The sequence below is a fragment of the Shewanella sp. BC20 genome, from assembly GCF_003129585.1.
In the GTDB taxonomy this organism is placed as follows: Bacteria; Pseudomonadota; Gammaproteobacteria; order Enterobacterales; family Shewanellaceae; genus Shewanella; species Shewanella seohaensis.
The window spans coordinates 36,792-61,822 of record NZ_NHRI01000016.1; the positions used below are offsets into that span (position 1 = coordinate 36,792).

Consider the following 25,031-nt stretch of genomic DNA (forward strand, 5'->3'; position numbering starts at 1 on the left):
CATCCATTCAGTATGAAAAAACTCGTTTATCAAGGATTTATCTTAACCAATAGCGAAGGCCGCACCGATACCTGGAAACTCACCATCGGTCAGCAAAGCCGTATTGGTTCCTTGTTTGAACTGCGCCGTTTAGTCAATTACTACCTTGAACTGGGTATCGTGCCCGCCACCCGCGCCAGCCTACAAGAGGCGAAGCAAACCCAAAACTCCATGAGTAAAAATCCGCTAAAGCCACGCAAACGCTAACAGGCTTACGCCATCGAAAACAGTTCGGGCGCCTTAGACTGCATAAACTCGATAAACACCCTCACCTTCTGCGGCTGCTGACTCCGCTGGTGATACAGAATCGATATTCTGCGCTGCTCACCAATCCATTCTGGCAAGAGTACTTTTAACTGCCCCTCTTTAATTTGCTGTTTTACAAATAATTCTGGGCCATAGAGTATGCCGCCGTGGTCGAGTGTCGCCTGAATCGCCCCATGTAGATCCGTGAGCGTAAGCTTTGTAGGGCCATTAAAATAAAATGACTCGCCATTAGGGTGCTTTAAGTGCCAATTAAACAGTGGCCATACTTTAATTAACTGGTGGGCTTCAAGATCATCGGGATGGGTTAACTTTGGCGCCGAGGCTAAATATTCCGGCGTAGCAAACAGGCGGTAATCGAGTTCGCCTAAGGTGCTCGACACCCAAGAGGAGTCGGGCTGGGCACCGCCCACAATCGCCACATCGATCCCTTTATCAATTAAATCGACTAACTCATTGCTTTGGGAGATATGTAAGCGGATATCGGGATATAAACGTCCAAACTCGTTCAATGCGCGGATAAAGATGATAGAAATAATCGAAATCGGCGCCGCAATCCGCAATGTCCCTTCGGGCTTATCACTGCCGACACCGCTCAGTTCATCAAATTGGGCAATGACGCTCTGATAACGTTGGAATAACGCTAGGCCTTCTTCGGTTAACCGCAGCTTACGGGTGCTACGCATAAACAATTGCTTATCGAGCTTCTCCTCAAGTTTGGCCAGCTTACGGCTCACGGTGGCGATGGGCATATCGAGCTCTTTAGCCGCTTGGGAAAAACTCCCCGCATTCACTAAATGCACAAACAGATAAATTAACTGCAGCTCGCCGCCTATATCATCAGCCATTTTCAATCCCAATCGTTTATGTGAGTGCCTGCATCCATAACGCGCACTAACTCATTGTGTTTTAAACGTAGAATTATTCACTTCTACGACCATAGCGCAATAGCCTCCAGGGGGAATGCTATGCTATTTTGCCGATAAATTTACTGCGCTAGCGCCGATTATCGTCAATTGGCTGAGAGAATATCCCGAGACTCGTTTACGGGATAAGCAACACAAAAGGATGAGTGAGGGACATGACCATTTTAACCCCTCTGTTTGCCGTCTTCGGGATCATGCTACTGGGCACACTAGTGCAAAAGCTGCGCTTTCTTCCAGTAGAAACAGACCAAGTACTCAATCAATATGTTTATTATATTGCGTTTCCGGCCATCCTTTTGATAGCACTGGCGCAGCAACCCATTGAAGAGATCCTACAATGGGGATTTATCGCCGGGTATAGCGCAGGTATGTTGGTGATTTACCTCGTTTGTATCGGCATTTCCCTGCTGGTGAATCCTAAACAGCCTGCGATAGCCGCCGTGCGCGCCTTAAATGCCACTTTCGGTAATACCGCATTTATCGGTATTCCACTCCTTGTCATCTTATTCCCCCAGCAACAAAGCGCCTTAGTTGCCGCTGCGATTGCCAGTTTATTGTCCGTACTCATGTTTGCCGTGGCCTTGGTCTCATTAGAACTCGCCACCAATAAACAGCGGCAACATCACGCCGCGGTGATCATGCTGCTGGCCGTGGTGAAAAACCCGATTGTGATAGGTTGTTTTATTGGCGTGGCCATTTCGGCATTAGGGATAACCTTACCAGCAGGCTTGGCAATGATGATCCAGCAGATAGGCAATACCTCCAGCCCATGCGCCCTCTTTGCTGTCGGCATGGTACTGGCGAAAGCCATGCGCTATCAAAAAGATAGCAAGGTATTTAGCCTGACAAACTTTATCGAATTGAGCCTTATCAACCTGTTTAAACTTATCCTGCAACCCGCCTTGGTTTACTTCATGTTAAAAGGCGTGGGTGTCACGGGCGACTACCTCGTTATGGGTGTCATTCTTAGTGCCTTGCCCACGGCGGCAAGCGTCTATCTGTTGGCGCAGCGCTATAACACTCAGGCCTCCACCAGTGCTCAAGGGATACTCTTTGGCACTATAGTGACCTTTTTCAGCTTGCCCATTTTGGAACAGCTCGTTAAAACCTATTCATAAACAAATAATTAGGCTTTAGCTTATCGCGATATGTCGAATATTCACCCAAAGCCACTTTACTGTATATAAATTCAGTATATACTGTTTATCAATACAGTGATTTGGTAAGTTTTTCGACAGGAACTCACTATGCTTTGCCAACTCAGCATCAACAATTTCGCTATCGTACGTTTCCTTGAACTGGACTTTCGCCCCGGTATGACCAGCATTACTGGTGAGACTGGCGCGGGAAAATCCATCGCTATTGACGCGCTAGGATTATGCTTAGGAAACCGTGCCGATGCCAGCAGTGTTCGCCCTGGCGCGAGCAAAACCGAAGTCAGTGCCCGATTTTCGCTCGAGGATGTACCTCTGGCAAAACGCTGGCTTGAAGATAACGATCTCGAACTCGATGATGAGTGTATTCTGCGTCGAACCATTGGCAGTGACGGCCGCTCACGCGCCTATATCAATGGCAATCCCGTCCCTTTGACTCAGTTAAAATTACTGGGGCAATTGCTTGTGGGGATCCATGGCCAGCACGCCCACCACGCAATGTTAAAGAGTGAACATCAGCTCACCTTACTCGATAGCTACGCCAATCACAGACTACTAATAGACACAGTCGCGGCAAGCTATCAGCGCTGTAAACAAATTGAAGCCGAACTCAAACAATTAGAAGCCTCCCAGCAGGAACGTATCGCCCGTAAACAGCTGGTGCAATATCAAGTTGAAGAGTTAGATGAGTTTGATCTCAAGGTCGGTGAATTTGAAGAGATTGAACAGGAACACAAACGCCTGGCAAATGGCACCGAATTAGTCGATAGCTGCCAAGCCAGCCTGTTTTTACTCACGGATGGTGAAGAGAGCAATATCGAATCGCTGCTGAATAAAGCCGTCGGCCTTGCCGAAAATCTGCAAAGTTATGACCCCGCATTAACCAATGTCAGCACTATGCTGAACGAAGCGCTTATTCAAGTGCAAGAGAGCGCCGGCGAATTGCAGCACTACCTGAGTAAACTTGAGCTCGATCCCGCGCATTTTGCCTATTTAGAGGAAAGGCTCTCTAAAGCCATGCAATTGGCCCGTAAGCACCATGTTAGCCCTGACAAATTAGCCGAGCATCATCTCGCCCTCAGGGCCGAACTCACAACCCTCGATGATGATGAAAATAAGCTAGAAGATATCCAACGCCAGGTGGAAGCCAGTAAAGTGGCCTACCTCGCTAACGCGCAAAAGCTAAGTCAAAGCCGCGCCCGTTATGCGAAAGAGCTGGACAAGTTGGTGACTCAATCCATCCATGAGCTCAACATGCCCAAGGGTAAGTTCACCATTGAAGTGAATTTCAATCCAGAAATCATGTCGATGAACGGCAGCGATAATATAGAGTTTATGGTTACCACCAACCCAGGCCAGCCATTACAACCTATATCAAGGGTTGCCTCAGGCGGCGAATTGTCACGTATTGGCTTAGGTATCCAAGTCATCACCGCAAAAAAGGTTGCCACACCTACACTCATTTTCGACGAGGTGGATGTTGGGATCTCAGGCCCCACCGCTGCCGTGGTTGGACGTATGCTACGTAGCCTTGGCGAATCAACCCAAGTACTGTGTGTGACCCACTTGCCGCAAGTTGCCGGTAATGGCCATCAACATATGTTTGTGAATAAATTCAACAAGGCTGGAAGCACTGAAACCACTATGATGCCTTTAGATAGGGAGCAACGTATCCAAGAGCTCGCCAGATTACTCGGCGGCGATACGATTACTACCAACACCTTAGCCAATGCGCGGGAGTTATTGCAGTAGAGAGCTATTGCACTGGGTAATTATTACAGTAGCCACTCACGCTACCCCGCTGTAAATAAAGGCGTACACAGATTAAAGGCTCCAAGGGAGCCTTTAATCTTATTTGCAAGGGATAAACCTAAGCAGAGGCATTCACAATATTAGATATTTTAAGACGTTAGAATATTGATATCCCCAGATACTGACTATCGGAATGCAAAATAACCGATAACTGTAACAATCGCCCTCCGTGAAGGATGAATGAATAATTTTTTATATTAATCACCATATTTATAAAAATAATCAATAGCCCTTTCATCATTTTCAATAACCTAATGAAGTTTAAATATTAATTTCAGTTAGATTATTATTGGCTAGATTGCAAATTTGATAGTGATATTTAATATTATCGAATAACGGCAGCTCTCCTAGACTTAATTACCTCTCTGGTCAATAGGAGTTGATCATGCCTTTCCAGCACATTCTCGCAGCAGTAGATGATTCAGTTCCGCCCAATGCCGTACTCAAAAAGTCCGTTGTCTTGGCTAGAAAATGCCATGCGTCCTTAACCGTTCTCAAGGTAAAACGTACCCACAATTTTAATCTCAACCTTTTATTTCATAGAGATAAATCTAAGCAGATGCCAGATGAAAGACGAAAGCCCATCTTGGCTTATCCAGATAAACAATATCCAATCCACATAAAAGAATGCCTATCCCACTCAATACACAATGCTATCGTCAACGAATGTAATCAGTTTGACTATGATCTCATCATAGTCAGTCACAAATTCTATCCACCTTTCTTCAATGAATTTTTAATTGCAGATGAATGGCAATTGCTACGATTACCCCATATTCCAGTGATGTTTGTGGATCTTGAGGATTGGCATGAGAACGGCCATGTTCTCACCGCATTGGAACTCGACAATGAAAATATGACTCACCTCGAGTTTAATGAAACCCTAATAGAAGAAAGTAAGCGGATAGCGAGCTTGCTCTCAAACGATTTGCATTTAATTAATAGCTACTTACCCGATCCCTTTTACATGAGCTTTAATCATCAGCCACAAGAACCCGTTTCAGAGCGGGAAAAATATAAAGCGAAGCTCACCACAGTGGCACGGCAGCACAATCTCAATACCCGCAACCTACACGTAGAAGAAGGCTTGCCCGAAGATACGATTTCCAATGAGGCCCGTAGGCTCAACGTCAATATGCTGGTGATGGGCAGTGCCGAACGCAAAGGCGTGTTGAGCGCATTCAAAGGTAATGCGGCGCGAAATATCATCAACAAGCTGCAAACCGATCTCTTTATTGTCAAACCGCGGCATCAGCACTAATCACTCAGCTCTCAACAATCTCGCAAATAAAAACAGCCTTTAGAATTCACTAAAGGCTGCTTGATTATCACAAATCGGTTTCGTTAATGGATAAAAGCCGCGATGGCCTGCACACCAATAAGCGCGAAAATGCCCGCTAATACATCGTCGATCATAATCCCAAAGCCACCTTCGACCTTGGCATCGAGCCAACGGATTGGCCAAGGTTTGATGATGTCAAAGAGACGAAATAGCACAAAACCAACGACTAACCAGAGCACTCCAGCAGGCGCGGCAATCATAGTGATTAATAGGCCAGCGACTTCATCCCAAACGATTGCACCATGATCATGTACGCCCATATCCTTAGCAGCTTTATCGCAGATATAAATCCCTGCGAGTACGCATACTAAGGTCACAGCTAAGTACCAACTCAAGGGCAATTGCGCCAATAACAAATAGAGCGGCACGGCCGCCAAGGTGCCAAAGGTACCGGGCGCCTTAGCCGCTAAACCACTGCCAAAGCCTAATGCTAAAAAATGGACTGGATTTTTAAGAGACAGGCGCGACAGCGCCTGATCTTGGGATAACAACTTCATTAAAAGTGCTCAAAACCATGATATGGCGGCGTAAACGGCTCACCATTGAGTTGCAACTTAAGTTTACTGCCCGCACAGATTTGTCCAACCCGCACAAACTTAGTCCCCGCGTGGCTCAGTGCTGTTTCTAACGCACCTTTTTGCGCCTCAGGCACGGTAAAGAGCAGCTCATAATCCTCGCCCCCCGTTAGCGCATAACCTAAGGCATGCTCTTCGCTCACGGTATCCTGCATGGCACGGGACAACGGAATCGACCCCACATCCACAACCGCACCTACCTGCGATGCTTTGAGGATATGGCCAATGTCCGAGATAAAACCGTCAGATAAGTCGATAGCGCTGGATGCTAAAGACCGTAACGACTGACCCGCTAACACTCGAGGTGTTGGACGATAATGGCGATTGATTAAGAACTCTTTATGCTCCGCACGCGCATGCTGCACGCCACGGATCAAATCCAGCCCTAATGCTGAATCGCCTAGCGTACCGGTCACATAAATCCAGTCACCTGCTTTTGCACCGTGACGCGTCAATGCCTTACCCTGCGGCACTTGTCCATGCACGGTAATGTTAATGGCTCTAGGGCCACGGGTAGTATCGCCGCCAATGAGGGCAATACCATAGTATTCAGCCGCTTCGAAGAGTCCCTCACTAAACCCACTCAGCCAGGCTTCGTTAACCTCTGGTAAGGTAAGCGCAAGCGTCATCCACGCAGGCTCTGCCCCCATAGCGGCTAAATCCGACAGATTCACGGCTAAGGCTTTGTAACCTAAGGCTTGAGTGGGAATATCGGGGAAGAAGTGAACGTTTTCGACTAAGGTATCGCAGGAGATGGCGATCGACTTGTTTTCGGCGGGCTGCACTAAGGCGCAATCGTCGCCAATACTCAGTTTTACATCACGGCGCGTGGGGCCGCGGTGATTGAAATAACATTCAATAAGTTGGAATTCTTTCACTGTACAGTTTGGCGCGACTCACATCGGCCACCTTTGTTAGCAATGAAAAACGGTATCCTAAGATACCGTTTGTCCTTATTACTTACGTGCAACCAGTTTGTCGAGTAATCCATTAACAAACTTATGGCTTTCATCCGCACCGAAAGCTTTAGCCAGTTCAATCGCCTCGTTAATCGCGACTTTGAACGGCACATCTTTACGGAAAGTCAGCTCATAGGCCGCTAAGCGAACTATGGCTTTCTCCACTGGCGACACCTCATCAATGGGGCGGTCTAAGTGTGGAATGAACAACTCATCCAGTTGGGTTTTCTTAGTTGCTACGCCTGCAAATAGCTCACGAAAATAAGCTACATCAACACCGTCGAGGCTCTGTTCAGTTAAAAACTCGTGCTCGACATCGGCAATATTATTCCCGCTTAGTTGCCATGAATAAATGGCTTGTACGGCTAAACGGCGGGCCTTGCGGCGCTCAGAAGGCTTCATTATTTTTCCTACTATTACAACTGTTGTTCTAGCTGTTGCAGAACATTGACCATTTCAAGCAAGCTTAGTGCAGCTTCGCCGCCCTTGTTACCTGCTTTAGTACCTGAACGCTCAATGGCTTGTTCAATGGTATCTGTCGTCAATACACCGAAGGCAACGGGCAGATCGAACTCTAATGCGATTTGAGCTAGACCTTTGTTACATTCACCTGCAACAAAATCAAAATGAGGGGTACCACCACGGATCACAGCACCAAGTGCGATGATACCGTCAAACTTACCACTTGCGGCAACACGACGTGCAGCCAGCGGTAACTCAACCGCACCAGGTACACGGACGACAGTGATGTTTTCATCACTGACTTGGCCAAAACGTTTCAGCGTGTCAAGTGCACCTTCAAGCAGGCTCTCAACTAAAAAGCTGTTAAAACGCGAAATTACAATCGCAACTTTGGCATTCTTCGCTTCGATATTACCTTGAACTACGTTCATTTTCTTACCTAATTTAGCTAAAGCACCCGGCTTGGGCGAAAAGTGGCGACATGATACCACAGTCAATCGCCCACAGCCCTATGCAAATTATACAAATGATTAATTTTACCTTAGTGCAACATCTAACAAGCTCAGCCTGTTACTCCGCCACGTATTCAGTCACTTCAAGACCAAAGCCCGAGAGCGAGTGATAACGCTTAGGCGAGCTCAAGAGGCGCATTTTGGTCACCCCAAGGCTGGCAAGGATTTGCGAGCCCACACCCACGCGGCGTGAAGTACCTTGCCATTTTGCAGAGGCTGGTGCTTGACCTTGATCTTCTGCCTCAAAGGCTTTGACTTTAGAAAGGATTTCACAGGGATGCTCTTGATTGCCCAGCAACACCAACACACCACCTTCGGCAGAAATACGCTCCATGGCTTTTTCAAGCGGCCAGCTACGCTGCTGATCGCGCTCTGAGTGGAGTAAATCGTTGAAGGTATTTTGTAAGTGTACGCGTACTAAACAATCTGGCTTCACCTCGCCCTTCACTAAGGCAAAGTGCAGTTGATTGTCGATAGTGTCCCTAAAGGTCACCATGTCGAACTCGCCAAAGCGGGTCGGCAGTTTACATTTGGCTTCGCGCACGACAGTGGTTTCTTTGGTATTGCGGTATTCGATAAGCGCCGCAATAGTGCCGATTTTAATCCCATGTAATTCAGAGAAAATCTCTAAATCAGGGCGACGGGCCATAGTGCCGTCTTCATTGAGGATCTCAACTATCACGCCCGATGGCTCAAGCCCTGCTAAACGGGCTAAATCACAACCCGCTTCCGTGTGACCTGCGCGGGTTAACACGCCGCCGTCCTGCGCCATTAATGGGAAGATATGGCCAGGCTGCACTAAATCCGATGCTTTGGCATCTTTAGCCACGGCTGCTTTTACCGTTACAGCGCGATCGTGGGCCGAAATCCCAGTGGTTACGCCTTCTGCCGCTTCAATCGATACTGTAAAGTTAGTCGAGAACTGCGCATTGTTATTAGTCACCATCAAGGGCAGATTTAACTGCTGGCAACGTGCTTTAGTCATCGTTTGGCAGATGAGTCCACGACCGTATTTCGCCATAAAGTTAATCGCTTCAGGCGTGACCAGCTCGGCCGCCATAATCAGATCGCCTTCGTTTTCTCTGTCTTCGTCATCCATCAAAATAACCATTTTGCCTTGACGAATATCCTCGATGATCTCTTCTATACTGTGCAGCGCCATTGTAGGACCTTTATGATTTTACTGTTGTTATGAAATTCTATACCTAAGTGAGCTAAGTGCCAGTGCCCTAACGCACAAAGCCAGCACGGGCTAACATTTCCATGGTCACCCCACCGCCTTGGGTTTCTTTAGTATCAAAGCGCATTAAACGCTCTAAATAGCGGGCGATTAAATCCACTTCAATATTCACCTTATCGCCGGCTTTCAAATCCACCAAGGTGGTTTCACCCGCAGTATGGGGCACTATGGTTAATCGGAAACGGTGTCCATCGACTTCGTTTACCGTCAGGCTCACGCCATCGATGGTGATAGAACCTTTATGGGCAATATAGCGAGCCAGCTCCGCAGGCGCCGCTAACCAAAATTCGATTGCTTGACCGCGAGCAAGACGCTGCTCTACGGTGGCAATGCCATCCACATGGCCGCTGACCATATGCCCGCCGAGGCGAGTTGTCGGGGTGACGGCTTTTTCAAGATTAACCTTAGTGCCGACTTTATAGTTAGCAAAGCCTGTGAGACTGACAGTTTCAGCCGACACATCCGCCACATAGCCATCGGCTAATTGCTGAACCACAGTCAAACACACCCCATTGGTGGCGATACTGTCGCCTAAACGCACATCGCTTAAATCAAGTTTGCCACTGGCGACCGTCAAACGAATATCATCGCCTTTACGTTCAAGCTTTCGCAGCGTGCCAACGGCCTCAATAATCCCAGTAAACATGGTTAACTCACTTATTCGCTAAAGATGGATTGGACGTGAGCCTCAAGGTGAAACGCGTATCCGCGCCCACTTTACGCTCATCGACCAGTTTGAGGGTCGGAATATCGGCCATCATTTGATAATCGGGTAATTCGAGTAGATTACGCCCTTGTGCGCCAAGGATTTTCATCGCTTGATACAGCACTAACTCATCGGCTAATCCCGCACCGATAAAGGCGCCAGCTAAGGTCGCGCCCGCTTCGATAAGCACCTGATTACAGTTTTTGCCTAAATAGCTTAAGAGTGCGGGCAGCGAGATTCGACCATCAATCGCCGGTAATTGAAGACAAGTCACATGGGCAGGCAACTGCGCCACAAAGGCTGGCGAGTAAGGCTCAGTTGAGACTAATAACATCGGCGATTCAATCGCAAGCAAGGCTGCCGTAATCGGCATCCGGCAGCGACTGTCTAAAATCACCCGCAGCGGCTGTAAAATCTGCGCTTCACTCAATTGTGAGCTAAGACTGCCAAGCTCTGAGTAACGCACATTGAGCGAAGGGTCATCGGCTAGTACGGTTTCAATCCCTGTCACTAGCGCGCAGGCGCGTAAACGTAAACGCTGCACATCGCGGCGAGCTTCGGGGCCTGTGATCCATTTAGATACCCCGTTTGATAAGGCGGTTTTACCATCGAGGCTCGCGGCAAGCTTTACCGTCACCCAAGGTAGACCCGACTCCATGCGCTTCATAAAACCAAGATTTAAAGCGTAAGCTTCGTCGCGGTGCAAGCCAACATCCACTTCAATGCCCGCATCGCGCAGCATTTGAATACCGCGGCCACCGACCTGCGGATTGGGATCTTCAACCGCCACCACGACTCGTTTTACACCAATATTGATCAGCGCCAAGGCGCACGGCGGTGTGCGGCCATAATGGCTACAAGGTTCTAAGGTGACATAGGCGGTCGCGCCGTGGGCAAGCTCGCCAGCCATCCGCAGTGCATGCACCTCGGCGTGGGGCTCGCCAGCTTTTTGATGGTAACCTTCACCGACAATCTGATTATCTTTTACGATAACGCAGCCCACACTAGGATTGGGGCGAGTGGTATAAAATCCTTTACGAGCCAGTTGTATGGCTCGGCTCATCATCTGGTTATCGAGTTCTGACCAATTCATATAAACCCTATGAAATCTTGAGGAAGCGTGCCCGAATGCGGCGCATAACGAGGCGCTAACCTAAGCACTAACTTAAGATAACCCACATTACTTTTGCAGTTTCGCAATCGCCTCACCAAATTCGGAGACGTCTTCAAAGGCACGATAAACCGAGGCAAAACGAATATAGGCAACCTTATCTAGGCTCATTAACTGTTCCATCATCAAGTTACCTATCATCTCGGATGGCACTTCACGCTCGCCAGTAGCCCGCAGCGTTGACTTGATTTTACTTAAGGCCTGCTCGATTTCATCCATAGACACGGGGCGCTTTTCGACCGCGCGTAACATACCAGCTTGCAGCTTTTCTTCATCGAAGGGTTGGCGCGTGCCATCGCGTTTAATCACCCGTGGCATGACTAATTCAGCCCCTTCGAAGGTAGTAAATCTTTCGTGGCATTCGGTGCATTCTCGGCGACGACGCACTTGATGGCCTTCCGCCACTAATCGGGAATCGATCACTTTAGTATCTGTCGCGCTGCAAAATGGACAATGCATTGAGCCTCCTGCCGTGAATGGAATAAAGCCTGTGGCTTTCGCTGTTTCTCGCTTAAACCGAGCGGGTTTAAGTCTACGATTTTAGCAATAAAAATGGCCGCTTAATGCGGCCATGGGATTTTATCCTATTTATCGGCTGAGGTTAACCACCTAAGAGTGACACCCTAAGCAGTTGTGAACTCAGCCTTCATATTCAGATAAATTAACGAATTAACCGTAAACAGGGAAACGGGCGCACAGTGCCAATACTTGGCCTTTTACGCGCTCGATAACCGCAGGGTTGTGGGCATCGTCGAGGATGTCACAGATCCAACCGGTTAACTCTTTCGCTTCAGCTTCTTTAAAGCCACGGCGAGTGATCGCAGGCGTACCGATACGCACACCAGAGGTCACGAATGGAGAACGTGGGTCATTTGGCACAGAGTTTTTGTTTACTGTGATGTTCGCGCTACCTAAAGCGGCATCGGCTTCTTTACCCGTCAGGTCGCGACCGATTAAGTCCACCAGCATTAAGTGGTTGTCAGTACCGCCAGAAACGATCTTGTAACCGCGCTCTAAGAACACTTCAACCATGGCTTTAGCGTTCTTAACCACTTGTTGTTGGTAAGCTTTGAACTCTGGCTCTAAAGCTTCTTTGAAGGCTACCGCTTTACCCGCGATAACGTGCATCAAAGGACCGCCTTGACCGCCTGGGAATACCGCAGAGTTCAGCTTTTTGTATAGCTCTTCATCATCGGCAGCAGACAGAATGATACCGCCACGAGGACCGGCTAAGGTCTTGTGAGTAGTAGAGGTCACAACGTGCGCATGTGGCACTGGGTTTGGATACACACCAGCGGCGATAAGACCCGCAACGTGCGCCATGTCGACAAACAGGTAAGCACCGATTTTGTCTGCGATTTCGCGCATTCTTGCCCAGTCAACGATGCCTGAGTAAGCAGAGAAACCACCGATCATCATCTTAGGCTTATGTTCAACCGCCAGACGTTCCATTTCGTCATAGTCGATCTTACCTGATTCATCGATGCCGTAAGGAATGATGTTGTACAGTCTACCGGAGAAGTTTACTGGCGAACCGTGGGTCAAGTGACCACCGTGAGCGAGGTTCATACCTAAAACGGTATCGCCTGGTTTTAACAATGCCATGTAAACGGCGCTGTTTGCTTGAGAACCTGAGTGAGGTTGCACGTTTGCGTAAGTCGCACCAAACAGTTGTTTTGCACGCTCAATCGCTAAGGTTTCAACTACGTCCACATACTCACAACCACCGTAGTAACGCTTGCCTGGGTAACCTTCGGCGTACTTGTTGGTTAATTGTGAACCTTGCGCTTGCATCACGCGTGGACTGGTGTAGTTTTCAGAAGCAATCAGCTCAATATGCTCTTCTTGACGCAGAGTTTCGTTCTGAATTGCGTTGAACAGTTCCGGATCATAATCTGCGATATTCATATCTTTTTTCAGCATTGCTTACTCCAGCTGCCAATTCTTGTAGGTAGGGTTGCGCGGTATTCTACTCGTAACTAGCCGACAATCCCAGTCTCTGAAACATGAAAATCCTACAGTTTTACCTTGAACTCGCCTCAATGCCGAGTTGAGTTCGGCGCGCAATCGAGTAGAATTAGCCGCATCATTAGTCACTTATAGATGCAGAAAAATGGCTCAGTTTGTTTACAGCATGCTGCGGGTGGGCAAGGTTGTTCCTCCTAAGAAGCAGATCCTTAAAGACATTTCCTTAAGCTTTTTCCCCGGCGCTAAGATCGGTGTGTTAGGTCTTAACGGTTCAGGTAAATCCACCCTACTGCGCATCATGGCCGGTATCGATACCGAAATTGAGGGTGAAGCGCGCCCGATGCCCGGTCTGAAGATTGGTTATCTGCCGCAAGAACCGAAACTCGATCCGACGCAAACCGTGCGTGAAGCGATTGAAGAAGCGGTTTCTGAAGCCAAAAATGCCCTCAAACGCTTAGACGAAGTCTATGCGGCTTACGCCGATCCCGATGCGGACTTCGACGCGCTTGCCAAAGAACAAGGTGAACTCGAAGCCATCATTCAGGCACAGGACGCCCACAATCTAGACAACATCCTCGAGCGTGCGGCGAATGCGCTGCGTCTGCCAGATTGGGATGAGAAGATTGAAGTCTTATCGGGTGGTGAGCGTCGCCGTGTGGCGATTTGTCGTCTGCTGCTGGAAAAACCAGAGATGCTGCTGCTCGACGAACCCACCAACCACTTGGACGCCGAATCAGTCGCTTGGCTCGAGCACTTCCTGCAGGAATACTCGGGCACTGTTGTGGCCATTACCCACGACCGTTACTTCCTCGACAATGCTGCTGGCTGGATTTTAGAACTTGACCGTGGTGAGGGTATCCCATGGGAAGGCAACTACTCTTCATGGCTTGAGCAAAAAGATGCTCGCTTGAAGCAGGAATCTGCCGCAGAAAGCGCGCGTCAAAAGACCATCGCGAAAGAATTAGAATGGGTTCGCCAAGGCGCGAAAGGCCGTCAGTCTAAGGGCAAAGCCCGTATGGCGCGCTTCGAAGAGCTGAACACCACTGATTATCAAAAACGTAACGAAACCAACGAGCTGTTTATTCCGCCCGGACCGCGTTTAGGTGACAAAGTCATCGAAGTGAAGAACTTAACCAAATCCTACGGTGACCGCGTTCTGATCGATAACTTGTCGTTCTCCATTCCTAAGGGCGCGATCGTCGGTATTATCGGTGCCAACGGTGCAGGTAAATCGACCTTGTTCCGCATGCTGTCTGGCAGCGAGCAGCCTGATAGCGGCACCATCGAGCTGGGTGAAACCGTGCAACTGGCGTCGGTTGAACAGTTCCGCGATTCAATGAATGACAAGAACACCATTTGGCAAGAAATTTCCGGTGGTCAAGACATCATGCGTATCAACAACATGGAAATCCCAAGCCGCGCCTATGTGGGCCGCTTCAACTTCCGTGGTGCGGATCAGCAAAAAGTGATCGGCACGCTGTCGGGCGGTGAGCGCAACCGTGTTCACTTAGCTAAACTGCTGCAGGCTGGCGGTAACGTACTGCTCCTCGACGAACCTACCAACGACTTAGACGTTGAAACCCTGCGCGCACTGGAAGAAGCGATTCTCGAATTCCCAGGTTGCGCTATGGTGATCTCGCACGACCGTTGGTTCTTAGACCGTATCGCGACCCATATTCTGGACTACCGCGACGAAGGACAAGTGAACTTCTACGAAGGTAACTACACCGAATACTCGGCGTGGTTGAAGAACACCTATGGTGCCGATGTGGTTGAGCCACACCGCTTAAAATACAAGCGTATGACTAAGTAAGCGCGATGCATTTATCGGTACATAAAAAGCCCCGCAATTGCGGGGCTTTTCTTTTATGCACAAAAGGTTATGCCGACTAATCTTGTTCCTGAATCGCTTTCACATCACCATCGCGGTCAATCACATCGACCTGAAAGTAACGTACGCGCACGGTCGCCGGTTTTACTTGTCCCGTCTGCGTCAACTCACTCTCCAGTAGTCGCACAAAGCTGGCATCTGGTTTTTTAATGCCACCAACGGTGACCCGCACTATCCATTGACTCGCCTCTTCCTCAATGCCGACTTTAATCAACCTCATATTGGGGAACTTGAGTAGCTGCTCACTCACAATGCGAGTCACTTTGCTCTCATAAAGTTGTCTTGCCACCACATTATGCAGATTCACGCTGAGGGCAATAATCAAAATAACCAGCAGAATCAATGTAATGAAGTTACGTTTCAGCAACTCCCACAGCGAGCTTTTTTGCCAAAAATAAAATCCGTGGAAACCGTTCAACCACAGCACCACGGAGGACACAAATTGGATGGCGACTATGTTGGTAAACGTCAGTAAGAAGGCGCCTCGGGCGAGTTCAAAATTGCCATGGCCGAGCAATATCGCCGAGGCACACAGGGGCGGCACTAATGCAGTAGCAATCGCCACCCCCACAAAGGAAGTACTTAACCGCGGCGAAATGGTCGCATAGGCGCCAGCCGCACCACCCGCAAACGCGACCATCAAATCGAGAAAGTTAGGCGCCGTTCTTGCCATGATCTCCGGCGTGATAGGAATATCGGAATGCAGAAAGCCAATTAAAAAGGCGGTGAAATAAACCAGAATACTCCCCACAATTAAACTCTTAATGGCATGGCGAACCAGCAGCTTTTCCCCTTCGACCAGTCCTAATGCCAAGCCTAAAATGGGGGAAAATAGCATAGCGACAATCATGGCACCAATGACCACGGCGGCGCTGTTGGCCAAGAGTCCGTAGCTGGCGATGATGGCCGCTAGGGTGTTCATCGCCAAAAAGGGCACATCAAGCTGGGCATTGACGCGAATATTCGCGCGGGTAATTTCTTTGTGATCTTTAATATCTTCGCTCATATCGTCTGCTCAGCAAGGGAGGATGGGACCTAAGTTGCACATTTAAAACAAAAATATCCCAATCAATATAGCTGAACAGAAAATAGCCGCAATGGGGTTTAAGTGTCTGGCGCAAAATATAAATCGAAGGAAGGAGCCAAGGCTAAATATCTGCTCCGCAACGACTTAAGCTTGGGACAGAGTCGAATGAACAATGCAACCCAGTCACCGCTATCTCATAGAGATGCAACCACTGCTAGCAATTCGCGCATTCAAGATCACGCCCTTAAATTGCCCCATTAAAATGCTGCACTAGCATATCCATCATCACCCTTAATGCGGGCTGCATATGTTTGCGGGATTGATACACCCCGTACACGCCTAGGGATTGAGGTTTAAATTCCCGCAGCAATGGCACTAATGCCCCCGAATCGAGGTGCGGTTTTGCCGCCCACAGGGGCTGCATGGCAATTCCCTCTCCCGCCAAGGTGGCGTTTAACACCACCATAGAGTCATTGGCACTTAGGTTGCCCTTCACCGGAATATTGAATATCTGCCCGACTTCCTGCGTTGGCGTTGCCTTCGCGGCGATAGGCGTTTGAATGAATCGCCACATCACATCGCCAAAGTAGGAATAGGTTAGGCAGTTATGCCGAGTTAAATCCTCGGGATGCGTGATGGCCGAATGGCTGGCAAGATAACTCGGTGCCGCGCACACCACAGACTCACACTCGCCTAAACGTCTGGCGATAAGCGTAGGGTCGAGTTCGTTGGTGATTCGAATGGCAAGATCGATTCGTTCAGCCACTAAATCAACGGTTTGACTCGTCACATGAAAGTTCACACTCGCCTGCGGGTATTGGGCTAAATAAGGACGCACAACGCTGGGGAGGAGTAAATGCGCCATAAATTGCGAGCAGCTGATCCGCAGTAGCCCTCGGGGCTGGGCACTCTGAGCATGACTGACTGCGGGGACTTCCTGCGCCAACTCAAGCAAACGCTGACAATAATCGAGCACTTGTTCACCCGCATCGGTCAGGCTCAAACGTCTTGTAGAGCGGTGCAATAAACGGGCGCCTGACCATTCTTCCATCTCTGCCAAATAACGGGTCACCATGGAGCGCGACATATCTAACGCCTCGGCGGCGCCAATCATGCTCCCCCGTTCAACAATAGTCACAAACACCTTTGCCGCTTCGAGTCTATCCATGGTTTATTCCCCTTGTTGATTAGCTTGCACTAGATTCTCGGCTTTCAACGCCAATTCATCCGAATTATGCAACAAATAAGCGCAGTTTTCCGTGTTTATCTAACGTTTTTTGCAACCTAAACTAAGCTCACTTTTGCAGCAGTGCAAATCACCGAATGCCTATTTGAATGAATAAGTGAGAACTGAAATGACACTATTGAATAACCTAAGCTTAGCCAGCTTCAAACCCCAATTCGCCGCTGCAATGCTTGTGGCAGGAATGGCTACGGCGCAGGCCGCACCTTTGCAAGTGAGCCATTTTAATCCGGGTGAAAACAGCATCTTTGCCGTATCCTCCAGCTTTATCAGTGGCGAGCATGAAATGATGTTAGTCGATGCTCAGTTCCAAAAAAATGATGCCCAGACCTTAGTGGATACCATTAAGGCCAGCGGAAAAAAACTCACCTTGGTTTATATCAGCCACAGCGATCCAGACTTTTACTTTGGTTTGGATGTGATTAAGCAAAACTTCCCCGAGGTAGAAATCGTCGCAACCCAAACCACGGTCGATGATATTAAAGCCTCGATGGAAGGCAAACTCGCCTACTGGGGACCGATTTTAAAGGACAATGCGCCGAGCCAATTAGTGCTGCCAAAGGTGGTGACAACCAATAGCTTTAGTATCGATGGTGAACAAGTGCTGATTGAAGGTCTAGAGGATGCTCACCCTAAGCATACCTTCCTATGGGTACCTTCGGCTAAGACCATCACTGGTGGAGTTGAAGTATTTGATAATACCCATGTTTGGATAGCTGATACCCAAAGTATCGAGTCTCGCCAGGCTTGGTTAGCCCATTTGGATAAAATGAGCGCCCTCTCCCCCGAAACAGTGATCCCTGGCCATTATCTTGGCAAGGCAAGATTTGATCAGCGCGCGATTAGCTTTACCCGCAACTATATTCATGCCTTTGAAAATGCGGCAAAAACAGCAAAAAATTCTACGGACTTAATCGCCAAGATGCTCGCACTCTACCCACAAATCCCCAGCGATGTGGGCCTTGAGATCAGCGCCAAAGTGATTATGGGTGAAATGCGCTGGCCCATGTAAGCGCATCGGGGCACGGTATTCCCAGCCCCATTCACTCTGATGTAAGCCTAGGTTTGCACTCAAGCAAAAGCCAACGCTCAGTACGGCTAAGTCCAGTTCAGCCCGTTTTATAGGAAGTCCCCATGAATACCAATGAAAATCCACAGGCCGTTTTACACGCCATTATCGACCCTCTGTGCGGTTGGTGTTATGCCGCCGCACCGCTGTTTGATGCCGCAGCCGCTGCCGGATTTACCATCAAACTCCACGCAGGCGGCATGCTCACAGGGCCAAGACGCAAACAGATTGATAATCAATGGCGCGACTATGTCATGCCCCATGATCAACGTATTGCCGCACTAACCGGACAAGTCTTTGGTGAAAACTACTACGAAGGCCTATTGCGTGACACGAGTATCCTATTGGATTCGGCGCTGCCCATCAGGGCGTTACTCGCAGTGACTGCCTTAGGTGGCAATGATTTAGCATACTTGCATGCGATGCAGCTCGGCCATTATCGTGATGGCAAGTGCGCAAGCGATGAAAATAACCTGCATCTTTTAGCGGAAAAATTGGGCATAGATGGCGCCGCCTTTGCCCGAGAATACGCCGAAAATGAAGAAGCCCTTTATCAACATATCGTCGCTTCACGAGCATTAATGAATCAGCTCGGCGCTCAAGGGTTTCCCTCCGTGGCGCTAGAGACCAGTGAAGGTCACTTAAAGCTTCTCAATCACAGCCGCTTTTACGGTCAACCCTCGAAGTGGCTTGAATATCTGAATGAGCAGCTATCCTAATCGGCAGCTTTCTTATCAAGTTGGTGTTTAAAAGCATACGCCTTAGGAAGTTTACTACCTAAGGCGTAATATTTTAGTCCTGAGCACAAAGCGATTTTCTAGGTTTTTTAAAGACTTAGAAAACCGGTCAACCTTGATTTTCAGGAGCAAGCTCGGCCTGCTTGGCCTCTTCGAGGGTAAAACTCTCCGTCTTTTTCACGCATTCCAGCACCGTCTTAACATAGAGTGCTATCGGCTTATCCTGTGGTAAACGGGGTAATTTTGTTCCGGGTAAAGACTGTTGATACTGCTCGGCTTTAGATTCAAACCAGGAGAAACGCATCAACTTAACTCCTTGATTCGTTTCTAAATAACATTTGTAATCCTGTCGTTTCTCTTTTTCTGCCGCCATCGCAGGCCATTGAAGACCCCATAACAACAAGCAAAAGGCACCATATTTCATCATTAAGCTATCACTCATCTTGATTTATTTAGGCTTTGCATCATTGATCTACGTAGTAGTAAATCTTACGAGCCTTTGGCCAACTGCCTATACACTTAGGATTACCACTCTCGCAGGTCGCCTCCTCAGGCACTGCCTTACCAATCCCAATCAAAAACATATCCTGCGTAGGAGCTTTAGCATTCGGAGCATCGGGCTGTGTATTGGGGTCATCGGGCTGTGCAACCGGGGGAATGACCAATTGTGGCGTATCCAAAACCAGTTCACCGGCATATAAGAAATCGGTTCTGTAACCATTTGTTCCCTTCTGTAAATTTCTCTTATGAAGAAATCCCCTACCCGAACTTAAACATTGGTCCTCCGAAGCATCACTGCCAGGCGCAAAGCTAGTAAACTGGACAGCACCGCCAACAATAATTGCAGACGAAAGGCTCTTTTGACCTTTCAGAGGGAACTGATAGTACCAACCCCGTTTTTTGCCAAAGGCGATTTCACTAGCTTGGTTGCTTGGCGCCGCCGTAGTCACATCGTATAAATCACTTAAGGTTAAGGCACTCGGCACTGGCTTTTGATTAGACTTACCTTGGAATGATTGGGTCACAACATTCCTATCTTGCAAGGCAAAAAACATATCCGAACGGGACACATCGTTAGGTTTTGCCCTGTGACCGCTGCCCACCACTACGGCATCGTAGGGAATATTCTGCTTCGTCACTGTCTTGGTCGATTTTCCGTTGACCACCTGAGTCAACTCGAAGGTATTGGTGATAATGGTCTGCGCGACCGTGGGGCCGGAGAAGAATCGTCTGTCACTTGCCACCGAACTCCTATCCCCTAATGCGGCAAATTTAAATCCCGACCAGGTCGAGGTATTTGCAGAAGGCATGTCCATTCGCCACACATTCCCTTGTGTGTCTGTGGCATAGATCCTATCCGTTCTTCCATCACCATTACCGTCTAACACGGCAACGCTGCTCGGAATACTGTTGGCAATCCCTGGCAGTTGGGTGTTTGCGCCACTGCCACCAAATTGATGGATTAACGCACCCGTTTCGGCGTCGACAATAAACACGCCTCGGCCTTGGCTATCGTCACTGCCAATCTCGGCGCCATCCTTGGTCGCGGGGGTATATCCCGCACCGAAGATAAGCACGGGTTTATCCCCAGTGGCACTCGGAATCGTGGTGACGACAGGCGTCGACCAGGATTGACCTAACTCGCCCATTCCCGGTGAGCTGGCATCAATCCTCCACATAAAAGTAGGATTATCGGGAGAGGTGATATCGAGGGCATAATAAGCGTTTCCCCCACGGCGCATCCCCACAAACACCCACGCTTTTTCAATACGTTTGCCCTGCATTTTGGTGTAAGCGACTGGCGAGCCATCAATACCGTATACCGAGTGCACGCCCGTTGGCGCGTTCGCCTTCAGATCGCGAAAATTCGGCAGCAACTCATAGGGGATAAAACCCCAAGTCTCAGACACGCTATCGCCTTCATCCTTGAACATATGCAGGACCCCATGGTTAGTCCCCACGATAATCCGAATATCGGGCTGATCTTCAGAGCCAAAATTGAGTGCTAAGGGTTTGGAATGTAAAGCATCCCCCATAATATCGGCGCGCCAATTGGGGGTTGCGCCACTCGCGGCACTGAGGTCCTGATTCTTGTCATTATCGACATCGATGCCCTTGGCCCAATCAAAATGCTCGCTAAGCTCAGTTTCATCGACCCCCATATACAAGGCCAAACGGGCATCGCCCCCCGCTTTGCGAGAGGCATTCGACAGGGTAAACGGGCTTAATCCCGTGCCTAAATTACTGTACAAGGTGCGACTACTCGCCTGCTGCATTGCACCTAGCACACCACCCCGCTTCACATCGTTACCATCGCCACTCGCACCACACTCTTCGGCCGAGGTCCAATAGGAGCAGGCCTCGGCTTTGATGTTGCCATCTTCGCCTATCGCATTGTTGCCTTTGCTATCGACAACATCACCACTACTGGTCACCTTAAATTTCTTGATATTGCCTAACCATCTCGGTCCTTTGTTCGGCAAAAACATAGAGTAATAAGCGGAATCAAAGGTTTGTGTTCGGTTAAAGTTATTACTTGCCACCGAGGGAGAGGTAAAGCTGGCATTTTTTTCGAGGATATTGTTCAGGGCTGTTTGTAATGAAGAGCGTAATTTACTAGCATCGGTCGCATCGAAATACTTACCTCCGCCATTTTCGGCGGTCTGTTTCAGCAAATGTTCGGCACTTGCAGCACCTTCACTAAAACCGATGGTAAAGGTTCTAACGGTTTGTTTACCCGCTGAATTAGGATTGACGTCTTCGTTTCTCATCCAGCCCGAAAGTGCACTGAGGTAACTGACGGGGCTTGAGGTATGTTTTCCCACACCTTTGGTTAACTGCTCCACCAAACCATCGGCCGCGTTATCCAAGGTGGGTTCACCATCGGTGATATAGATGATATAGGCGTCGTTTTGGCAAGGTTTGAAGGGCGAGTTATAGTTATTTGTAAACTTTACCAATGCATTGGGATCGGTAAAAGGATTGACGTTCGCTTCGTAAGTCCCCTGATAGCGCCCCCAGCGGTCGTAATAATGGTAATCGCTGTCGTCGTCACCAAAATACTGACTCTGCCCGCCGAAATAGCGGTACGCCTCATAGAGGGTTTCGCATAAGGGAGTATTTTGAGCATAGTTAATGCCATTAACCCCTTTGAGCAGATCAATTTTAGCTGCAGCGGACATCGGCTTAATCCCAGAGATAATCCGCCCACCGTCACGCTGCCCATCATAGGGGCCATTCATATTGAAAATCGCTAGACCAAAATCCACACCCGGCGTGGTTAAAATCACACTTTCAATAGCATCTTTAGCCAAGGCCAGTCGCGTTTTATTGACCCTAGTTTTAGGACCATGCAGCCAGTTTAAGTAATCTTCGGTATAGACGGTAACCACTTTACCAGTACCAAACGCGGTCTTTTCCGCCTTCGCCTTGGCCGCGGACTTTACACTGTCTGACGAGTTAATACTGGCTTTAGTGTAACGAACCGGTTTGCTCGCCGTCCCTAAGCTATCCACGGGTAAACCTTGAGCTTCACCTGCCGCGTTACCGAACTTGTTTTCCTGAATATCCTCAAAACAGTCGACGGCGGAAATGGAACTGCCGTTAAGCTCTGAAAACTCTCTCCAAGACCCCGAGCTTCCCGAAAAACCATATTCCCTAAAGAACCCCGTAAAGGTGCCGTAACGATTCAGATATTCCCATGAGCTTTCGCAGCCATTGAGAGCCCCTTTGAACTTACGTTTTTCCCGCCCTGAATTAGGGTTGGGCGCAGCCTCGTTTTCCGATGAGCCTCGGCTATAGAATAAATTACCCGATTGGGCATAATTTACACCGCGTTTATTCTCGTAGGGCGCCTCGACATCATAGGCGAGACTGCTCATGCTGCCCGAGTTGTCGAAAATAATCAGCACCTGTGGACGCGAGCCATTACGGGCGGACGCTTCGAAAACATAAAGCTCTGTGTCATCGGCGTGAGTCGGCGCCATAAATAAACTGGCCGCACTCACAATTACACTCGACAGAATAAGAGAAATGACTGACGTTAACGTATGGCGAACGTTTTGTGGTCGAGTGTTCAGGGATATCAGTGAAGAAGCACGAGCAAGCGAGGACGCCACCCCATTATTAGGCTGGCATGTTAATAAAGACGGAATCATACAGTACGCATATCTGTTATTTAGATAAAAACACTTTCACCTAGCGCTTTATTATTAATCCACAGATTAACAATAAAGCCGATGCCATAACGACCAACACCATTACCGAATGGAAACCAGTAAAATCATAGCATTAGGTAACACGAACTGACTTTTACCATTATCAACACTTCTTTGGCAATAAATAAACAAAACTATTTAAACTGATAAATATGTATCAACAAGATCACAATGATGCGCACTAAAAATAATCACTTAAAAGTCATCATTTAAAGGTGTCAGAAATAATTTATTTAAAAGTAACCGTATACCTCCCGTTTAAAATTAATTCCAAAATAAAGCATTAAAATATGCGTAAAATATGATAAGGCAATTTCAACTCTCTATCTTGATATCCGATTTCGATGCTCAATTATCGCTATCCTTTTAGCGGTATTTTAGGCATTCAGTGAGTCCATCATGAAAATATCCCATCTTTATGCCCCTTGCTGCATCTAATTATTAACATTATGCTAACCAACCCTAAATAGGCGGCGTAAAACGATATAAGGAACATCGAATGCACTTAGTCTCTGAATCTGGCCTCCCCCATGCCAACAGCCCATCGCAGGATGTGTATTCGTCCGAATCAACCCCAAAACGTCGCACGCTCGCCGCTCAGGGAGTCTTATTGACCCTGCTCAGCTTATTTTCCGTTGCAAGTTATAGTGCAGAGCCAAGCTCCCCGGTCACTGATGGCCCCTATGTGTTTCTCAACCAAGGACAAGAAAATACCGCCTATTGGATCTGCCAGAGTGAGTTAAAACAAACCCCTATCGCAAACAATCAATTGGCTCGCCCAAATGATTGCGGCAACTTGCCACAGCCATTACGCCATAGCGAAGCGCCTCAAGTTGAAGCCGACACTTATACCCACGCGGGTAAAATTGTGGCCCTGAGCGATGTGCATGGCCAATTTGATGTGATGATTAACTTGCTTAAGGCGCACAAAATTATCGATGACCAAAATCGTTGGGCCTTTGGTGATGGCCATATGGTGATGACGGGCGATATGTTCGACCGCGGTCATCAAGTTAACGAAGTTCTGTGGTTTTTATATGAGTTAGATAAGCAAGCCCAAGCCGCCGGTGGTCGATTACATTTACTCATGGGCAACCACGAGCAAATGGTGTTTCGCGGCGACTTACGTTATGTGAATGAGCGCTATCAAACCTCGGCAGAATTACTCAATCGCAGCTATGATGCGCTCTACAACAAAGACACCGAAATCGGCCGTTGGCTTCGCAGTAAAAATACTCTGGTGAAAATCAATAATCTGCTGTTTATGCACGGCGGAATAAGCCCTGAATGGGTCGAGCGTAAACTCAATATCAGTGATGCCAATCAGTTATTTCGCCAACATTTAGACGATAAAAAAGAAGATTTAAAACAAAACGATCTGCTGAACTTCCTGTTCTTCACCAACGGCCCAACTTGGTACCGTGGCTACTTTAAAGACGCGCTTAATGAACAAGAGATTGACCAGATCCTTAACTACTTTAAGGTTAACCACATCATAGTTGGCCACACCTCGCAGGATCGAGTTCTTGGTCTTTATCATAATAAAATCATTGCGATTGATAGCAGCATTAAGAATGGTCAATCGGGCGAGCTATTACTGATAGATCAAGACAAGCTCACCCGTGGTCTGTACCAAGGTGAACAGGTAAAGCTTTAAATACCAGTAGCGCGTTAAACAAGAGCAAGCTTTAAAATAAGCCCGGCTCGAAGATAAGCA

Annotated in this window: 22 protein-coding genes; 8 read left to right on the top strand and 14 right to left on the bottom strand. The window is 48.3% G+C overall.

The genetic code is table 11. The features are described 5' to 3' along the window. The first annotated feature begins 12 nt into the window (after positions 1–12). Positions 13–246: a DUF3319 domain-containing protein gene (locus CBX96_RS16035; protein WP_011625558.1), complete on the top strand. Its 234-nt coding sequence runs from the start codon at positions 13–15 to the stop codon at positions 244–246. Between the two features lie 5 nt (positions 247–251). On the opposite strand, the gene lldR is transcribed toward CBX96_RS16035, so the two are convergent. Beyond that, positions 252–1,151, bottom strand: coding sequence for a LysR family transcriptional regulator LldR (gene lldR, locus CBX96_RS16040; protein WP_086903143.1), 900 nt, complete (start codon positions 1,149–1,151; stop codon positions 252–254). A gap of 233 nt (positions 1,152–1,384) precedes the next feature. On the opposite strand from lldR, the gene CBX96_RS16045 reads away from it, so the two are divergent. From CBX96_RS16045 to CBX96_RS16055, 3 genes are all read left to right on the top strand, one after another. After that, positions 1,385–2,347 (top strand): AEC family transporter, encoded by a 963-nt coding sequence (locus tag CBX96_RS16045; protein WP_109287359.1) that lies wholly within the window; start codon positions 1,385–1,387, stop codon positions 2,345–2,347. A gap of 129 nt (positions 2,348–2,476) precedes the next feature. After that, on the top strand, positions 2,477–4,135 hold the full coding sequence (gene recN / locus CBX96_RS16050) for a DNA repair protein RecN (protein WP_109287360.1): 1,659 nt from the start codon (positions 2,477–2,479) through the stop codon (positions 4,133–4,135). Between the two features lie 445 nt (positions 4,136–4,580). Beyond that, entirely contained in the window at positions 4,581–5,456 is an 876-nt protein-coding gene (locus CBX96_RS16055) for a universal stress protein (RefSeq protein ID WP_109287361.1), read from the top strand. A gap of 83 nt (positions 5,457–5,539) precedes the next feature. On the opposite strand, the gene CBX96_RS16060 is transcribed toward CBX96_RS16055, so the two are convergent. The 9 genes from CBX96_RS16060 to glyA form a co-directional block, all read right to left on the bottom strand. After that, complete coding sequence (locus CBX96_RS16060; protein WP_109287362.1) at positions 5,540–6,034, bottom strand: phosphatidylglycerophosphatase A; 495 nt, start codon at positions 6,032–6,034, stop codon at positions 5,540–5,542. Beyond that, the gene (gene thiL, locus CBX96_RS16065; RefSeq protein ID WP_109287363.1) at positions 6,034–6,990 is read right to left on the bottom strand and encodes a thiamine-phosphate kinase; all 957 of its coding nucleotides are present in this window, start codon (positions 6,988–6,990) and stop codon (positions 6,034–6,036) included. Before thiL ends, CBX96_RS16060 begins: the two co-directional genes overlap by 1 nt. 78 nt (positions 6,991–7,068) lie before the next feature. After that, the gene (nusB, locus tag CBX96_RS16070) at positions 7,069–7,473 is read right to left on the bottom strand and encodes a transcription antitermination factor NusB (RefSeq protein WP_011621889.1); all 405 of its coding nucleotides are present in this window, start codon (positions 7,471–7,473) and stop codon (positions 7,069–7,071) included. Positions 7,474–7,487: 14 nt separating this feature from the next. Further along, positions 7,488–7,964 carry a 6,7-dimethyl-8-ribityllumazine synthase gene (gene ribE, locus CBX96_RS16075; protein ID WP_011073313.1) on the bottom strand — a complete coding sequence of 159 codons (477 nt, stop codon included), beginning with the start codon at positions 7,962–7,964 and terminating at the stop codon, positions 7,488–7,490. A gap of 139 nt (positions 7,965–8,103) precedes the next feature. After that, entirely contained in the window at positions 8,104–9,207 is a 1,104-nt protein-coding gene (ribBA, locus tag CBX96_RS16080) for a bifunctional 3,4-dihydroxy-2-butanone-4-phosphate synthase/GTP cyclohydrolase II (RefSeq protein WP_011621888.1), read from the bottom strand. Positions 9,208–9,274: 67 nt separating this feature from the next. After that, a complete protein-coding gene (locus tag CBX96_RS16085) occupies positions 9,275–9,931 on the bottom strand; it encodes a riboflavin synthase (RefSeq protein WP_011621887.1) in 657 nt (218 codons plus the stop codon). A 7-nt stretch (positions 9,932–9,938) separates the two neighbouring features. After that, the gene (gene ribD, locus CBX96_RS16090) at positions 9,939–11,084 is read right to left on the bottom strand and encodes a bifunctional diaminohydroxyphosphoribosylaminopyrimidine deaminase/5-amino-6-(5-phosphoribosylamino)uracil reductase RibD (RefSeq protein WP_109287364.1); all 1,146 of its coding nucleotides are present in this window, start codon (positions 11,082–11,084) and stop codon (positions 9,939–9,941) included. 87 nt (positions 11,085–11,171) lie between these two features. Beyond that, on the bottom strand, positions 11,172–11,621 hold the full coding sequence (gene nrdR / locus CBX96_RS16095; protein ID WP_011073317.1) for a transcriptional regulator NrdR: 450 nt from the start codon (positions 11,619–11,621) through the stop codon (positions 11,172–11,174). 210 nt (positions 11,622–11,831) lie between these two features. Continuing rightward, on the bottom strand, positions 11,832–13,085 hold the full coding sequence (gene glyA / locus CBX96_RS16100) for a serine hydroxymethyltransferase (RefSeq protein WP_011625551.1): 1,254 nt from the start codon (positions 13,083–13,085) through the stop codon (positions 11,832–11,834). 190 nt (positions 13,086–13,275) lie between these two features. Here glyA and ettA point away from each other — a divergent pair, with 190 nt between their 5' ends. Continuing rightward, positions 13,276–14,943 carry an energy-dependent translational throttle protein EttA gene (gene ettA / locus CBX96_RS16105; RefSeq protein ID WP_011621884.1) on the top strand — a complete coding sequence of 556 codons (1,668 nt, stop codon included), beginning with the start codon at positions 13,276–13,278 and terminating at the stop codon, positions 14,941–14,943. Between the two features lie 76 nt (positions 14,944–15,019). Here the strand turns inward: ettA and CBX96_RS16110 are convergent, their stop codons facing one another. Both CBX96_RS16110 and CBX96_RS16115 read right to left on the bottom strand, forming a co-directional pair. Then, complete coding sequence (locus CBX96_RS16110) at positions 15,020–16,027, bottom strand: TIGR00341 family protein (protein WP_011716198.1); 1,008 nt, start codon at positions 16,025–16,027, stop codon at positions 15,020–15,022. Positions 16,028–16,292: 265 nt separating this feature from the next. Then, complete coding sequence (locus CBX96_RS16115) at positions 16,293–17,216, bottom strand: LysR family transcriptional regulator (protein ID WP_109287365.1); 924 nt, start codon at positions 17,214–17,216, stop codon at positions 16,293–16,295. Positions 17,217–17,403: 187 nt separating this feature from the next. Between CBX96_RS16115 and CBX96_RS16120 the strand changes: the two genes are divergently transcribed. Further along, positions 17,404–18,303 carry an MBL fold metallo-hydrolase gene (locus tag CBX96_RS16120; protein ID WP_109287366.1) on the top strand — a complete coding sequence of 300 codons (900 nt, stop codon included), beginning with the start codon at positions 17,404–17,406 and terminating at the stop codon, positions 18,301–18,303. Between the two features lie 122 nt (positions 18,304–18,425). Beyond that, positions 18,426–19,079, top strand: a complete 654-nt coding sequence (locus CBX96_RS16125) for a DsbA family protein (protein ID WP_109287367.1) — start codon at positions 18,426–18,428, stop codon at positions 19,077–19,079. 127 nt (positions 19,080–19,206) lie between these two features. On the opposite strand, the gene CBX96_RS16130 is transcribed toward CBX96_RS16125, so the two are convergent. Continuing rightward, positions 19,207–19,524, bottom strand: a complete 318-nt coding sequence (locus CBX96_RS16130; protein WP_258294807.1) for a TapY2 family type IVa secretion system protein — start codon at positions 19,522–19,524, stop codon at positions 19,207–19,209. A gap of 37 nt (positions 19,525–19,561) precedes the next feature. After that, positions 19,562–23,254, bottom strand: coding sequence for a pilus assembly protein (locus tag CBX96_RS16135; protein ID WP_109287369.1), 3,693 nt, complete (start codon positions 23,252–23,254; stop codon positions 19,562–19,564). A 559-nt stretch (positions 23,255–23,813) separates the two neighbouring features. On the opposite strand from CBX96_RS16135, the gene CBX96_RS16140 reads away from it, so the two are divergent. Further along, positions 23,814–24,971 (top strand): metallophosphoesterase, encoded by a 1,158-nt coding sequence (locus CBX96_RS16140; protein WP_109287370.1) that lies wholly within the window; start codon positions 23,814–23,816, stop codon positions 24,969–24,971. Positions 24,972–25,031 lie beyond the last annotated feature (60 nt).